The 14,815-nt window shown below is 66.3% G+C and carries 13 protein-coding genes; 7 read left to right on the top strand and 6 right to left on the bottom strand.

The window, feature by feature from the left end:
* Positions 1 to 7 precede the first annotated feature (7 nt).
* From mrdA to DNK89_RS12920, 4 genes are all read right to left on the bottom strand, one after another.
* Positions 8 to 1,948 (bottom strand): penicillin-binding protein 2, encoded by a 1,941-nt coding sequence (mrdA, locus tag DNK89_RS12905; protein WP_110960438.1) that lies wholly within the window; start codon positions 1,946 to 1,948, stop codon positions 8 to 10.
* A gap of 93 nt (positions 1,949 to 2,041) precedes the next feature.
* Positions 2,042 to 2,560 (bottom strand): rod shape-determining protein MreD, encoded by a 519-nt coding sequence (gene mreD, locus DNK89_RS12910; RefSeq protein ID WP_015012147.1) that lies wholly within the window; start codon positions 2,558 to 2,560, stop codon positions 2,042 to 2,044.
* A gap of 43 nt (positions 2,561 to 2,603) precedes the next feature.
* Positions 2,604 to 3,527, bottom strand: coding sequence for a rod shape-determining protein MreC (gene mreC, locus DNK89_RS12915; protein WP_060986583.1), 924 nt, complete (start codon positions 3,525 to 3,527; stop codon positions 2,604 to 2,606).
* A gap of 132 nt (positions 3,528 to 3,659) precedes the next feature.
* On the bottom strand, positions 3,660 to 4,703 hold the full coding sequence (locus DNK89_RS12920) for a rod shape-determining protein (protein WP_008907364.1): 1,044 nt from the start codon (positions 4,701 to 4,703) through the stop codon (positions 3,660 to 3,662).
* Between the two features lie 207 nt (positions 4,704 to 4,910).
* Between DNK89_RS12920 and gatC the strand changes: the two genes are divergently transcribed.
* Genes gatC through gatB form a run of 3 tightly spaced genes read left to right on the top strand, consistent with a single transcriptional unit; the run spans position 4,911 to position 8,166 of the window.
* A complete protein-coding gene (gatC, locus tag DNK89_RS12925) occupies positions 4,911 to 5,210 on the top strand; it encodes an Asp-tRNA(Asn)/Glu-tRNA(Gln) amidotransferase subunit GatC (RefSeq protein ID WP_094290150.1) in 300 nt (99 codons plus the stop codon).
* Positions 5,211 to 5,222: 12 nt separating this feature from the next.
* On the top strand, positions 5,223 to 6,716 hold the full coding sequence (gene gatA, locus DNK89_RS12930) for an Asp-tRNA(Asn)/Glu-tRNA(Gln) amidotransferase subunit GatA (protein ID WP_110960439.1): 1,494 nt from the start codon (positions 5,223 to 5,225) through the stop codon (positions 6,714 to 6,716).
* 1 nt (position 6,717) lies between these two features.
* Positions 6,718 to 8,166, top strand: a complete 1,449-nt coding sequence (gene gatB / locus DNK89_RS12935) for an Asp-tRNA(Asn)/Glu-tRNA(Gln) amidotransferase subunit GatB (RefSeq protein ID WP_110960440.1) — start codon at positions 6,718 to 6,720, stop codon at positions 8,164 to 8,166.
* 108 nt (positions 8,167 to 8,274) lie between these two features.
* Here gatB and DNK89_RS12940 read toward each other — a convergent pair whose 3' ends face one another.
* Positions 8,275 to 8,973: a DUF4124 domain-containing protein gene (locus tag DNK89_RS12940; RefSeq protein ID WP_110960441.1), complete on the bottom strand. Its 699-nt coding sequence runs from the start codon at positions 8,971 to 8,973 to the stop codon at positions 8,275 to 8,277.
* A gap of 5 nt (positions 8,974 to 8,978) precedes the next feature.
* Positions 8,979 to 9,677, bottom strand: a complete 699-nt coding sequence (gene pyrE / locus DNK89_RS12945; protein ID WP_060986588.1) for an orotate phosphoribosyltransferase — start codon at positions 9,675 to 9,677, stop codon at positions 8,979 to 8,981.
* Between the two features lie 10 nt (positions 9,678 to 9,687).
* On the opposite strand from pyrE, the gene DNK89_RS12950 reads away from it, so the two are divergent.
* The 4 genes from DNK89_RS12950 (at position 9,688) to DNK89_RS12965 (ending at position 14,800) form a co-directional block, all read left to right on the top strand.
* Entirely contained in the window at positions 9,688 to 10,491 is an 804-nt protein-coding gene (locus DNK89_RS12950; protein ID WP_110960909.1) for an exodeoxyribonuclease III, read from the top strand.
* A gap of 25 nt (positions 10,492 to 10,516) precedes the next feature.
* Complete coding sequence (locus DNK89_RS12955) at positions 10,517 to 12,424, top strand: GspE/PulE family protein (RefSeq protein ID WP_110960442.1); 1,908 nt, start codon at positions 10,517 to 10,519, stop codon at positions 12,422 to 12,424.
* A 197-nt stretch (positions 12,425 to 12,621) separates the two neighbouring features.
* Positions 12,622 to 13,170, top strand: coding sequence for a molybdopterin-dependent oxidoreductase (locus DNK89_RS12960; RefSeq protein ID WP_110960443.1), 549 nt, complete (start codon positions 12,622 to 12,624; stop codon positions 13,168 to 13,170).
* The gene (locus tag DNK89_RS12965) at positions 13,151 to 14,800 is read left to right on the top strand and encodes a GGDEF domain-containing protein (RefSeq protein ID WP_161958939.1); all 1,650 of its coding nucleotides are present in this window, start codon (positions 13,151 to 13,153) and stop codon (positions 14,798 to 14,800) included. Before DNK89_RS12960 ends, DNK89_RS12965 begins: the two co-directional genes overlap by 20 nt.
* Positions 14,801 to 14,815: the final 15 nt, after the last annotated feature.

Consider the following 14,815-nt stretch of genomic DNA (forward strand, 5'->3'; position numbering starts at 1 on the left):
CGTCTGATCATGGCGCCACCAGCGGCACCTCGCTGGCCTTGCGGGGCTTGCCGATGGGCGCACTGGCCTGGCCCTTTTGTACGGCGGCAATGTCTTCTTCGCTGGGGTATTCGCCCATCAGCCAGTAGTCAAACACGCGCCGCGCAATCGGGGCTGCGTGGGCGGCGCCAAAGCCGGCGTTCTCCACAATGGCCGCCAGGGCGATGGTGGGGTTTTCGGCGGGAGCGAACGCGGCGAACAGCGAGTGATCACGCTGGTGCTCTTCCAGCGCCTTGGCGTTGTACTTCACGTTCTGGCCCAGGCTCACGGCCTGGGCGGTGCCCGTCTTGCCCGCCGAGGTGTAGGGCGCGCCCATGAACACCCGCGTGCCCGTGCCACCCTTGTTCACGGCCACCAGGGCATTGCGCACCAGTTCCACGTTCTTGGGCAGGTAGCCCAAGTTGACGCCGGGGGGCTGCACGATTTCGGTGATGGCGCCGGTGACCGAGTTCTTCACCGCCTTGGCCATGTGCGGGCGGTAGCGGATGCCGCCGTTGGCCAGCGTGGCCTCGGCCAGCGCCAGCTGCAGCATGGTGAAGTTGTTGTAGCCCTGGCCAATGCCCAACGACACGGTTTCGCCCGGGAACCAGCGCTTCATGTCAGCGCGCTTGTAGGTGTTGCGCTTCCACTCGGTGCTGGGCAGGGTGCCCCGCACTTCGCCGTTGAGGTCGATGCCCGTGGACTGGCCGAAACCCAGCGGCTTCATGAAGTCGTGGATCGCATCCACGCCCATGTCCACGGCCAGGGAATAAAAGTAGGTGTTGCTGGAGAACTGGATGGCGCGGTGCATGTCCACACCGCCCAGGCCGCCTTCGTGGCTGCGGAAGGTGTGGCCGCCAAAGGTGTAGAAGCCGGGGTCGTTCACCACCAGGCTGGGCGAGCGCTTGTTCAGCTGCAGGGCCGCCAGGGCCATGAAGGGCTTGTAGGTGGAGCCGGGCGGGTAGGTGCCGCGCAGGGCGCGGTTGAGCAGTGGCTTGTCGATGGACTCGTTGAGTGCGGCCCAGTTTTCAGCGTCGATGCCCTCCACGAACAGGTTGGGGTCGAAGGTGGGCTTGCTCACCAGCGCCAGGATCTCGCCATTGCGCGGGTCGATGGCCACCAGCGCGCCCCGGCGGGTGCCATACAGGTCTTCGATGAGTTTTTGCAGCTTGATGTCGATGGACAGCATCACGCTGTCGCCCGGTGTGGCTGCGTGGCTGGAGAGCTTGCGCACGGCACGCCCACCCGCCGAGGTTTCCATCTGCTCCACGCCCGTGGCGCCATGCAAGGCCGACTCGAAGCTGTGCTCGATGCCCAGCTTGCCGATGTACTCCGTGCCCCGGTAGTTGGCCTCGTCTTCCGAGTCCTGGATGCGCGCCTTCTCGGTCTGGTTGATGCGGCCAATGTAGCCAATGGCATGGCTCGCTACGTCGCCCAGCGGGTAGTTGCGGAACAGCCGCGCCTTGATGTCCACGCCCGGAAAGCGGTAGCGCTGGGCGGTGAACCGCGCCACCTCCTGGTCGGTCAAGCGGGTGCGGATGGGCAGGGATTCGAAGTTGCGCGACTCTTCCATGAGTCGCTTGAACCGGCGGCGATCGCGCGCCTGGATGTCTACCACCTTGGAGAGGGCGTCGATGGTCTCGTCCAGCCCCCCCGCGCGCGAGGGCGTGATCTCCAACGTGTAGGCCGAGTAGTTGGTGGCCAGCACCACGCCGTTGCGGTCCAGGATGAGCCCCCGGTTGGGCACGATGGGCACCACGGCCGTACGGTTGCTTTCGGCCTGGGCCGCCAGGTCCTCATGGCGCACCACCTGCAGGTACACCAGGCGCGCCGCCACCAGGCAGAACGCTGCCATCACCACCAGGCCCACCACCACGGCGCGGACCCGGAATCGCGAGGCGTCGGCTTCGCTGCTGCGCACCTCGGTCATGCGCCAACTCCCGGGCGCCACACGGACGCAGAAGACCGCGCCACAGGCGCAGCCCAGCACAACGACGCGAAGCAGCTCACACGGTGCGTCATGTCACAAAGGCCGGTTCTGGTCGCTGTCAGGCGGGCGGCGCTGGGGTGCCAGCAGCACCCAGCTGGCCAGGGGCCACAGCAGCGCCTCCAGGAACGGGGCCAGAAAGCTCCAGAACCCCGGGAAAATTCCGCCAGCCGCCATGCGCAGCATCAGCTCGATGGCATGGGCAATCGCAAACAACGGAAACACCTGCAGCGCCTGCGACGGCACGCTGAACCACAGCAAACGGCGGTGGATGGCGATGGCGCCAAACGACAGCACGGTGTAGGACAGCGCGTGCTGACCCAGCAGCGCAGACTGGCTCACGTCCATGCACAGGCCCAGCACAAACGCCGCGCCCATGCCAATGCGCAGCGGCTGGTGCACGCCCCAGAACACCAGCAGCACCATCAGCAGATCGGGCATCCACACCACGCGGCCCAGCGGCAGCATGTTGATGGCCAGGCCCGCAGCCAGACTGGCCCAGATGAACACCGGGTTCACCGGCATCAACAGGGGCTCACCCCGCGGCATGATCATCGCGGGCCTCCTTGTATCGGTGTCATCAGGGTGAGGCAGAGGCTCATTTGCGGCCTCCGCGTTTGGTCGCAGGCGCGGCCGGGGCAGCATCCGGGCGGGGCAATTCGTTGTCGCCCAGCGGCTTGAGCACCACCACGTGGCGCGCGCCCTGTACCTGGGCCAGTGGCGCGCAGTAGATGCGCGCAAAGGCAGAGTCGGCCCGGCGCTCCACCTTCACCACACGCGCCACGGGCAGGCCGGGGGCGTACAAGCCGTCCACGCCGCTCGTGGTCAGCAGGTCGTCTTCGCGGATGTCAGCATTGGCGGGCATGAAGCGCAGCTCCATGCCGCCACCATGGCCTGCCACCGGGTCCCCATAGGCCACGCCGCGCACGCCGGTGCGGATGTTCAACACCGGGATCGCCTGGTCGCGGTCCACCAGCAGCGTGACTTCGCTGACCAGCGGGAACACGCGGGTCACCTGGCCCAGCACGCCCGCTTCGTCCATCACGGGAGCGCCCAGCTCCACGCCGCCCAGTTGCCCCCGGTCCAGCACCACACGGCGCGTGTAGGGATCGGCGGTGTCGTAGATCACCTCGGCCGCCTGAGCGGGTGTCTGCAGCCGGTCGCGCAGTTCCAGCAGTTTGCGCAGCCGCTGGTTTTCCATGGCCAGCTGGTCGGCCTGGTTGGCACGCTGGCCCATCACGGTCATCTTCTTGCGGGCGGCGTCCAGGTCTTCTTGTGCGGTTTGCAGCGACTGAAAATAACTGCGCCCGTGGCTCGCAAATTCCACCGGCTGCAGCATGAGCCACTGCACCGGGTACAGCACCGTAGCCACGGCCTGACGGAAGGGGCCGGTAATCTGAAAGCGTGCGTCAGCCACCATGAGGAACAGCGCCAGCGCACTGAACACGGCCAAACGCGACAGGGCCGAAGGGCCCTGTTTGAAGAAAGGGGGAGCGCTGCGCTCCAGAGTACCCAGGGGCATGGTGCGCAGCGGTCAGTGTCTGCCGCGGGGAGCGGGCTCCACGGGCGGGTGCTCAGAAACAAGCATTGGAGCAGGGGCAGTCATGCAATTCGGAGCGCAAAAAAAGTGCCTGCAGCATACAGGCCTGCCGACTTACTCGCTCGTGAAAATGCTGCCCAGGCGGTCCATGCGCTCCAGGGCGATGCCGCAGCCGCGCACCACGCAGGTCAGCGGGTCTTCGGCCACCAGCACGGGCAGGCCGGTTTCTTCGGCCAGCAGGCGGTCCAGGTCACGCAGCAGCGCGCCGCCACCGGTGAGCATCATGCCGCGGTCGGCAATGTCGGCGCCCAGCTCGGGGGGGGTTTGTTCCAGCGCGTTCTTCACGGCTGAGACGATCTGGTTGAGCGGGTCAGTCAGGGCTTCCAGCACTTCATTGCTGGAGATGGTGAAGCTGCGTGGCACGCCTTCGGACAGGTTGCGGCCCTTGACTTCCATCTCGCGTACTTCGGAGCCGGGGAAGGCCGAGCCGATGTTCTTCTTGATGGCTTCGGCCGTGGGCTCACCGATCAGCATGCCGTAGTTGCGGCGGATGTAGCTGATGATCGCCTCGTCGAACTTGTCACCGCCCACGCGGACGCTGCCCTTGTAAACCATGCCGCCCAGCGAGATCACGCCGACCTCGGTGGTGCCACCGCCGATGTCCACCACCATGGAGCCCGAGGCTTCCGACACGGGCAGACCAGCGCCGATACCGGCCGCCATGGGTTCTTCGATCAGGTAGACCGCCGTGGCGCCTGCGGCCTCGGCTGCGTCCTTGATGGCGCGGCGCTCGACCTGGGTGGAGCCACAAGGCACGCAGATGATGATGCGTGGGCTGGGGGTGAACAGCGTGCGCGGGTGCACCATCTTGATGAACTGCTTGATCATCTGCTCGGTGATCACGAAGTCGGCAATCACGCCGTCCTTCATCGGGCGGATGGCTTCGATGTTGCCGGGCACCTTGCCCAGCATGGCCTTGGCCTCGTGACCTACGGCCTGGATGACTTTCTTGCCGTGCGGGCCGCCCTCGTGGCGGATGGCGACCACGGAAGGTTCGTCGAGGACGATGCCTTTGTCGCGGGCGAAGATGAGGGTGTTGGCTGTGCCAAGGTCAATGGCCAGGTCGGTGGAGAAGTACCGACGGAAAGCTCCGAACATTCAAAAGTCCTCTCGGGCACGGCATGCGCGTCGGCCTGCCATCGCCAGGTATTTCAGGGGGTGTTTATTGGCTTTTTTCACGCAATTGACTCCCATTCCGGGAGCTTTGCGGCAAAGCCGGGATAATACCCCATCCCCTGTGAATAACTCCCTCCGGCGCGGGCCGGATCACAGCTTTACGTCTGGTTTCTTTCAATTTTTCTCCCTATGGCACTGACCCCCCAGGACATCGGCCGCATTGCCAACTTGGCGCGGCTTGAGCTGACACCTTCCGAAAGTGAGCGCATGCTCACCCAGCTCAACGGCTTCTTTGACATCGTGGAACAGATGCGGGCTGTGGATACTTCGGGCGTCACGCCCCTGGCCCACCCCGTGGCAGCCATTCAGGACGTGCAACTGCGACTGCGCGAGGACGTGGCCAGCGAGCCCAACCAGCGCGAAGCCAACCAGCAAAGCGCCCCCGCCGTCGAACGAGGCCTGTTCCTCGTGCCCAAAGTGATCGAGTAAGAGCCCCGCCGCATGACTTCCACCGCATTGCATGACCTGGGCGTGGCCCAGCTGGCCACCGAACTGCGCGAACGCCGCGTTTCGGCCGTCGAGGCCGCCCAGCATTTCCTCGACCGCGCACAGGCCCATCAGAACCTGGGCGCCTACGTGGCCGTGAACCCCGACATCACCCTGGCCCAGGCCCGCGCCCAGGACGCCGCCATTGCCGCAGGCACCCCAGGCCCCCTGGCGGGCGTGCCGATTGCGCACAAGGACATCTTCGTCACCAAGGGCTTCCCCAGCACCGCGGGCTCCAAGATGCTCGCGGGCTACCAGTCGCCGTTTGACGCCACCGTGGTCACCAAGCTGGCCGACGCAGGCGCCGTGACGCTGGGCAAGCTCAACTGCGACGAGTTCGCCATGGGCTCGGCCAACGAGAACTCGGCCGTCGCCCCCGTGGGCTTTGACGCCCCCGCGCCCGTGCGCAACCCCTGGGCCACCGACCGCATTCCGGGTGGCTCGTCCGGCGGCAGCGCCGTGGCCGTGGCTGCGCGCCTGGCGCCTGCCGTCACCGGCACCGACACCGGCGGTTCCATCCGCCAGCCCGCCTCGTTTTGCGGCATCACCGGCATCAAGCCCACCTATGGCCGCGCCAGCCGCTACGGCATGATCGCTTTCGCTTCCAGCCTCGATCAGGCCGGCCCCATGGCCCGCTCGGCCGAAGACTGCGCGCTGCTGCTGTCCGCCATGTGCGGCCCGGACCCGGACCGCGACTCCACGTCGCTCGATGTGCCTGCCGAAAATTTCAGCGCCAAGCTCAACGACAGCATCGACGGCCTGCGCATCGGCATCCCCGCCGAGTTCTTTGGCGAAGGCCTGGCACCCGATGTGCGCTCCGCCGTGGATGGCGCCCTGAAAGAATACGAAAAGCTCGGCGCCAAGCTCGTGCCCATCAGCCTGCCGCGCACGCAGCTGGCCATCCCGGTGTACTACATCATTGCCCCGGCCGAGGCGTCGTCCAACCTGAGCCGCTTTGACGGCGTGAAGTTCGGCCACCGCGCCAAGGACTACACCGACCTGGTGGACATGTACAAGAAGACCCGTGCCGAAGGTTTTGGCGACGAGGTCAAGCGCCGCATCATGATCGGCGCCTATGTGCTGAGCCACGGCTACTACGACGCCTACTACCTGCAGGCGCAGAAGATTCGCCGCATGATCGCCGACGACTTCCAGAACGCGTTCAAGGAGTGCGACATCATCGCCGGCCCGGTGGCACCCACCGTGGCCTGGAAGCTGGGTGACCACGGCAACGACCCGCTGGCCGACTACATGGCCGACATCTTCACGCTGCCCGGCTCGCTGGCTGGCCTGCCCGGCATGAGCGTGCCCGCTGGTTTTGGCGAAGGCGGTATGCCTGTGGGCCTGCAGCTGCTGGGCAACTACTTCCAGGAAGCCCGCCTCCTGAACGCTGCGCACCGCCTGCAGCAAGCCACCGATTTCCACCTCCGCCGTCCGGAGGGCTTCTGACATGACCGCCAAACTGATCCATGGCTACGAAGTCGTCATCGGCTTCGAAACCCACACCCAGCTCGCCACAAAGAGCAAGATCTTCAGCCGCGCCGCCACCGCCTTTGGCGCCGAGCCCAACACGCAGGCCTGCGCGGTGGACCTGGCCCTGCCCGGTACCCTGCCCGTGATGAACCGCGAGGCCGTGGCCTGTGCTATCAAATTAGGACTGGCGCTCGGCTCCCACATTGCACCCGTGAGCATTTTTGCGCGCAAGAACTACTTCTACCCCGACCTGCCCAAGGGCTACCAGATCAGCCAGTTCGAGATCCCGGTCGTGCAAGGCGGCGAGGTGTCGTTCTTCCTGGGCGACGAAAAGAAGACCGTGCGCCTGGTGCGTGCCCACCTCGAAGAAGACGCCGGCAAGTCGCTGCACGAAGACTTCATCGGCCAGTCGGGCATCGACCTGAACCGCGCCGGGACGCCCCTGCTGGAGATCGTGACCGAGCCCGACATCCGCAGTAGCGAAGAGGCCGTGGCCTATGCCAAGGAACTGCACAAGATCGTGACGTGGATCGGCATCTGCGACGGCAACATGCAGGAAGGCAGTTTCCGCTGCGACGCCAACGTGTCGGTGCGCAAGCCCGGCCAGCCCCTGGGCACACGCCGCGAGATCAAGAACCTGAACTCGTTCAAGTTCATGCAGCAGGCCATTGACTACGAAATCCGCTGGCAGATCGAGCAGATCGAAGACGGCCACGCGATCCAGCAGGCCACCGTGCTGTTCGACCCCGACACGGGCGAGACCCGCGCGATGCGCACCAAGGAAGATGCGGCGGATTACCGCTACTTCCCCGATCCCGACCTGCCTCCGCTCCACATTTCAGAGCAGTGGGTGCAGGAAGAACGGGCGCAGATGGCTGAATTGCCCCGCACCATGGCGGCACGCTTTGTGGCGGACTATGGCCTGCCCGAGTACGACGCCACCACGCTCACGCAGAGCAAGGCCATGGCGGCGTACTTTGAAGCGGCCGCCAAGGCCTACGGCCAGCCCAAGCTGACCAGCAACTGGATCATGGGCGAGGTGTCGCGCCGCCTGAACATGACAGAGACCGGTATCGAGCAGGCTCCCGTGACTGCAGCGCAGCTGGCCACATTGATCGGCCGCATTGCCGACGGCACCATCTCCAACAATGCCGCCAAGCAGGTGTTTGATGCGCTGTGGACCGGGGAGTCGAACGACGTAGACGCCGTCATCGAATCCAAGGGTCTCAAGCAGATGAACGACTCTGGCGCGCTGGAGAAGATCATCGACGAGGTGATTGCCGCCAACCCCGACAACGTGGCGCAGTTCCGTGCGGGCAAGGACAAGGCGTTCAATGCGCTGGTGGGCCAGATCATGAAAGCCAGCAAGGGCAAGGCCAACCCGACGCAGGTCAACGAGCTGCTGCGCGCCAAGCTGGCGGGCTGACGCACGCCGATCGGCGGTAACACCAACAACAAAGGGCCGCGAGGCCCTTTATTGTTTGGATCTACTGGTGAACGGCGCAGGCGACGGGAGCGCTCTCAGCGCATGGCCCTACCGCGTGGCGGCGGGTGCAGCGGCATCGCTGGCGGGCGTTGCGCCCGGCAGGGGCATGCGCTGCGCCTCCCACAGCTTGCGCAACTGGGCCAGCTCCACGTCAAACCGCTGGTGCACGCGGCGCTTTTCCTGGTCTTGCCCGGCAATGAACCGCTGCTGCTCGGCAATGCTATCTTCGTTCTCGGCAATCTTGCGGCGCAGCGACATCGGCGCCTTGCTGGGGTCCTTCTTGTAGAACTCCATCTCGACGTCAAAGGCCTTGCGCTGCTGTGTCAGCTCGACCAGGCGCTTTTCGGCGGTGGCGGTCACATCGTCCACCAGTTGGATGGCCGCAGCGCGCTCCACATCGTGTGCTGCCTTGTCCGGGTAACGGGCGGTCAGCGCGCGTTCGCGGCGGCGCTCCTCCAGCTCGCGGGCACGGGCTTCGGCCTCCTTGCGGCGCTGGGCCTCTTGCGCGGCGCGCTCCTGCTCGGTCAGAGAAGGGCCAATTTGCCGCCGCACAATGCCCGAGGGCCCGAGTTCGCGCTGCTCGCGGTCCAGGCATTCAGCAATCGGACGGTCGGCCGTCAGGCGCCGGCCATTGCGGTCCACGCAGGTGTAGATGCCACCCGACGGACTGGGGGCTTGCGCCCACGCCAAATCAGCGCCCAGGGTGGCCAACAGAACCCCGCCCACGATCCACGCCGATTTGCTCAATCCGTCTACCCCTCGTTGACGCCGTATCGCTGGCGGTAGGCCAGCACCTTTTCGTGATGGGAACGCATCCCCTCTTCCCCGTTTTGCTCCAGGAAGAGCAATAAGTCTGCCAGCCGTGCAATGGCACACACCTGCATGCCCAGCTGGTTGCGCACGTACTGCACCGCGCTGTGGTCTACGTCCTGGCCATTCTCGGTGGCTTTTTCCTGGCGGTCCAGCGCAATGGCCACTGCATGGGGCGTGGCGCCTGCCGCCTTGATGATGGCGATGGACTCCCGGGCGGCGGTGCCGGCCGACATCACATCGTCCACGATGAGCACCCGGCCCTTGAGGGGCGCGCCCACCAGGGTGCCGCCTTCGCCGTGGTCCTTGGCCTCCTTGCGGTTGTAGGCAAAGGGCACGTTGCGCCCCAGGCGCGCCAGCTCCACGGCCACCGTGGCGGCCAGCGGAATGCCCTTGTAGGCGGGGCCAAACACCATGTCGAATTCGATGCCGCTGGCCAGCAGGGCTTTTGCATAGAATTCCGCAAGCCGGCCGATCTTGCGGCCATCGTCAAACAGTCCGGCGTTGAAAAAATAGGGGCTCAGGCGCCCGGCTTTGGTCTTGAATTCGCCAAACCGCAGCACGCCCGACTCCACCGCAAAACGCACGAAATCCTGCGCCAGCTGGCCCTGTTCGGGGGTTTGCACGCCAACATCCACCATGGGGAAATCCTTGTTCAAGTTAACCAGCCTCAATCTCAATGGCATCCGCTCGGCCACCAGCAAAGGCGTGGAAAGCTGGATGGCAGCCACGCGGCCGGATTGTATTTGCGTGCAGGAAGTGAAGGCCCAGGCGGCCGACATGGCCAACCGGTTCGAGCGCCTCGCGGACCTGCAGGGGCACTTTCACTTTGCCCAGAAAAAGGGCTATTCGGGCGTGGGCATCTACACGCGGCACGAGCCGTCGGATGTAGTCGTTGGCTATGGGTCTACCGAGTTCGATGCAGAAGGCCGATATGTCGAGCTGCGTTTTGACACGCCCGAGCGCAAGCTGTCGATCATCAGTGCGTACTTTCCGAGCGGCTCGTCGGGCGAAGAGCGCCAGCAGGCCAAATTCCGCTTTCTGGCCGAATTCCACCCCCACCTCATGCGCCTGAAGGCCGAGCGCGACTTCATCCTGTGCGGCGACATCAACATTGCGCACCAGCAAATCGACCTCAAAAACTGGCGCAGCAATCAGAAGAACAGTGGTTTTTTGCCCGAAGAACGCGCCTGGATGACAAAGTTGTTGCACACAACTGATGAAGGCGGCGGCATCATAGACGTTTACCGTCAGTTACAACCTACCGCCACCGACACCGCCTACACCTGGTGGAGCAACCGCGGGCAGGCCTATGCCAACAACGTGGGTTGGCGGCTGGACTACCACCTGGCCACCCCTGCGATCGCGGCGCTGGCGCGCGCTGAACATATTTACAAGGGCGAAAAGTTCTCGGACCACGCACCCATCACGGTGGATTACGCACTGACCCTATAAGCCCCGCCCCAGCCCCTTTGCCCCGATGACCGACGCCAGCACCTCCGCCCCGCCTCCCGCCCACAGTTTCCGCCCCCAAAGCGCCGAGGCGCTGTGGCGCCAGATCTCCACCCCCCACCCCACGGTGGGCAAGGCGCGGCACCTGGGCGAGGCGCTGGTGCACGCGGGGCTGCTGTCCACACCGGACCTTGCAGAGGGCCTGCAGGCGCAGCAGGAGGAGCGCGGCAACGGCGTGCAGCGGCCCATCGGCCAGATACTGGTGGACCGGGGAGCGCTCACCCAAGACCAGCTGCGCAGCGTGATTGCCACCTGGCTGGGCGAATACACCGTGCACCCCGGCGACATCACACCCGAAGCGTCGGCCCTGGCCCTCATCCCCCGCGCCGTGGCGGAGCGGGAATCCGTGCTGCCCCTGATCGCGCGCGATGACGCCCTGGTGCTGCTGATGGCCGACCCCTGGGACCGGGTGCTGATCGACGAGATCCGCTTTCTGACCCAACGGCGTCTGATTCCGCTGCGGGCATCGCCCGGCACGCTGATGCCCGCCATCCACAAGGCCTACCGCACCCGCCCTGCCGACGCGGGCGGAGCGGCAGCCGGCGCACGTGCCACCTCGCAGGAGCTGCTGACCAACCTGGCCACCGCGTCGCCGGACGCCGATACCGAGCAGGCCGACGTGATCAGCGAGTCGGACAACACCCTGGTGCGGCTCATCAACTCGGTGATCGACGAGGCCATCAGCCACCGGGCGTCGGACATCCACATCGAGACCGAGCCCGCCCCGCACAACGTGCGCGTGCGTCTGCGCATCGACGGCGACTTGGTGCCCTACCTGGAGCTGCCCGCGCGCTATCGCTTCGCGATGGTGGCGCGCATCAAGATCATGGCCAGCATGGACATCTCGGAGCACCGCAAACCGCAGGACGGCAAGATCGACTTTGCGCGTTTTGGTGGCCCGCCGGTGGAGCTGCGCGTGGTCACCGTGCCCACCTCGCGCGGGCTGGAGGACGTGGTGCTGCGCCTGCTGGCGGGTGCCAAGCCGCTGCCGCTGGAGAACATCGGCCTGAGCCAGTCCAACCTGCTGGCGCTGCGCGCGGTAGTGCAAAAAAGCTATGGTCTGGTGCTGGTGTGTGGCCCCACGGGCTGCGGCAAGACGACCACGCTGCACTCGGTGGTGCGCGACATCAACACCGCAGGCCGCAAGATCTGGACGGCCGAAGACCCCATCGAGATCACGCAGGAAGGCCTGCGCCAGGTGCAGGTGAACCCGCGCATCGGCTGGACCTTTGCCGCCGCCATGCGCACCTTTTTGCGCGCCGACCCGGACGTGATCATGATCGGCGAGATGCGCGACGAAGAGACTGCGCGCATCGCCATCGAGGCCTCGCTCACCGGGCACCTGGTGCTGTCCACCCTGCATACCAACTCCGCGCCCGAAAGCATTGCGCGCCTGCTCGAAATTGGCCTGGACCCGTTCAACTTTTCGGACTCATTGCTGGCCATCCTGGCGCAGCGCCTGGTGCGCCGCCTGTGCACCTCTTGTCGCGAGCCGCGCGTGGCCGACGACGAGATGCTGACGGGCCTGGCGTCGCAGTACCTGGACAGTGGCACCCACAACACCGCCGAAGCGCGCCAGGCACAGATCGGGCGCTGGCGCCAGCAGTACGGCGGTGCCCAGGGCGAGCTGCGGATGTGGCGCCCCGTAGGCTGCGCCAAATGCGAAGGCCACGGCTACCACGGCCGTCTGGGCATCCACGAGCTGATGATGAGTGACGAAACCATTCGCCAGCACATCCGCCACCGGGCCCCGGCCTCGGACATCCGACACTCCGCCCTCACCGCCGGCATGCTCACCCTGCGCCAGGACGGCATCGAAAAAGTGTTGCAGGGCCTGACCGACATGAGCGAAGTGGTGGCCGCCACCAACCTGTAGCCCCGACAGCGGCACGATGGCCGCCAACCCACCGGCAAATACCGTCAACAATTGTCAAAACCGCCCATCTCGCGGCAATTTTCCGTTGGACGGCGGTCGGTTTTCCTGCTTTCACGGGCATAGTCAAGCCGTGCCAGCCGCCGTACCTGGAGCCATTCCGGGCCCTGGCGCGCTGGTGGGATGTGAAAGTGGCGACGATGTTGTTCCGATTTCTGGCGGCCCTGCGGGCCCGCACAGGCACTGCCCTAGTGGCCCTGCTGGGCCCCTTGAGCCTGTGCCTGCCGCTGTGGGCCCACCCCGCTCCGGTGTGCCCCGCCCCCCAGGGCCGCAGCGTGCTGCGACTGCAGCTTGCTAGCGACGGCCCGGCACAGGCCTGCGACCTGCAGGCTCTGGAGCGGCTGCCAGCGCGCGACATCACCACCACCTTGCCCCCTGCGCTGGGCCTGGCGGGCGAACACCGCTGGACCGGTGTGCCGCTGCGCCACCTGGTCGAGCAGCTTGGCGGTGGCGAGCGCAGCCGCATCGTGCTGACGGCCCTGAACGACTATGCCGTCGAGATCCCCTGGAGCGACCTGCTCCGCTACAACCCCGTGCTGGCCTACCGGCGCGACGGCCAGCGCATGGGCATCCGCGACAAGGGGCCGCTGATCCTGATCTACCCGTTCGATGCCCATCCTGCCCTGCAGCAGGGGCAGGACTACGTCAACCGCACCATCTGGCAGGTCCATGCAGTCTCCGTCCGCTAAGCCGCAGGCGCCCACCACCGGCAGCCCCCGCACGGCCTACCGGCTGCTCGCCGTGGTGGTGGCCATGGCCCTGGGCACGTCGGTGGCCCTGTGGTGGACGCTGCGCCAGGCGCAAGACCTTGCGCAGCCCCACCAGCAAAACGACCTCTGGTACATCGCCAGCGTGCACAACGAGCTGGCGCGGGTGAGCCTGCTGGCACGCCAGCTGCGGGGCCGGGAGGCCAGCGCGCAAGACCTGATCGACCGGCTGGACGTGCTCTACAGCACCCTGGACACCACAGGCCGCGGGCCGCATGTGAGCACCCAGCTGCGTGACGCGCTGCCGGACACCGCGCAAGGCCTGGACAACTTGCGCACCCAGGTCGAGCACTGGTCGGCGCTGGCCAGCGCGAACGCGAACACCAAGCCTCACGAATCCGGCAGCACCGCAGCGCGGCGCACAACCGCCACCGCCACACCACCCCAAGCGCTGCGCGTGGCCGAGGACATCACCCGCCAGTCCGACGCATTGCTGGAGCGCCTGCGCCAGGCGGTGGCCACCGTGCACCTGTTCAGCACCCAGCAGACAGACCAGGCGCGCCGGCAGCTGCACCAGCGCTTTATCGTGCTCAGCGCCCTGCTGGTGGGCACCACGTTGCTGATTGCGCGGCTGGTGCAGGACGCACGCGCCGCCGCCGCCGCATCGCGGCAACTGGCGCAGACCAACCGGGAGCTGGAAGACCGCGTGGCCCGCCGCACACGCAAGCTCGAAGAAAGCCGTGCGCTGCTGGGCTTCATCCTGGATACCAGCCCCAGCGATGTGCTGCTGGCTGAGGTGGAGAGCGGCCGCGTGCATTTCATCAACCACCGGCTGACCGAGCGGCTGGGCCTCAAAGCTGCGCCCCAGACCCTGTTCCTGCCCGACCTGCTGCACGACCCCGATACCCGCCAGCGCTTCATGCAGACGCTGGACCAGTACGGCCAGGTCGATGCCATGGAGGCCCAGATCGGTACGCATGCCCCGCGCTGGAGCTCGCTGTCGGCACGCCTCATCGATGTCGAGGGCCGGCTGGCCCACCTACTTTGGGGCTTTGACATCAGCACCCACAAGGCCCTGGAGGCCCAGCTGCGCGAGCTGGCCACACGCGATGCACTCAGCGGCCTACTGAACCGACGGGCCTTCATGGAGCGCAGCACGGCCTTGTTCGACCACTGCCGCCGCCACGGGCAACCGTGCACCGTGCTGATGATCGACATCGATCACTTCAAGCGCATCAACGACCAGCATGGGCACCAGATGGGCGACACCGCCATCCGCGCCTGCGCAGACGCCATCGGCCAGGCCCTGCGCGAGGCAGACCTGCTCGGCCGCCTGGGGGGCGAGGAATTTGCCGCGCTCCTGCCCCACGCCAGTTCCGACAGCGCCCGCCAGGTGGCCGAGCGCATCCGGGGCGCCATCGCGCAGCTGGGGCTGGTGTCGCCGTCCGGGCATCCGGTCACGTTCACCATCTCCATCGGCATGGCTGCCAGCGAGCGCCACCACACGGGCATCGAACCTCTGCTGGCCGATGCCGACGCGGCGCTGTACCGCGCCAAGGCCACCGGCCGCAACCGGGTGCTGGCCCACGAGACCGCCCTTCCCGCCCATTGATCCCCACCCACGACA

This window comes from Acidovorax sp. ST3 (assembly GCF_003231145.1).
GTDB lineage: Bacteria > Pseudomonadota > Gammaproteobacteria > Burkholderiales > Burkholderiaceae_C > Acidovorax.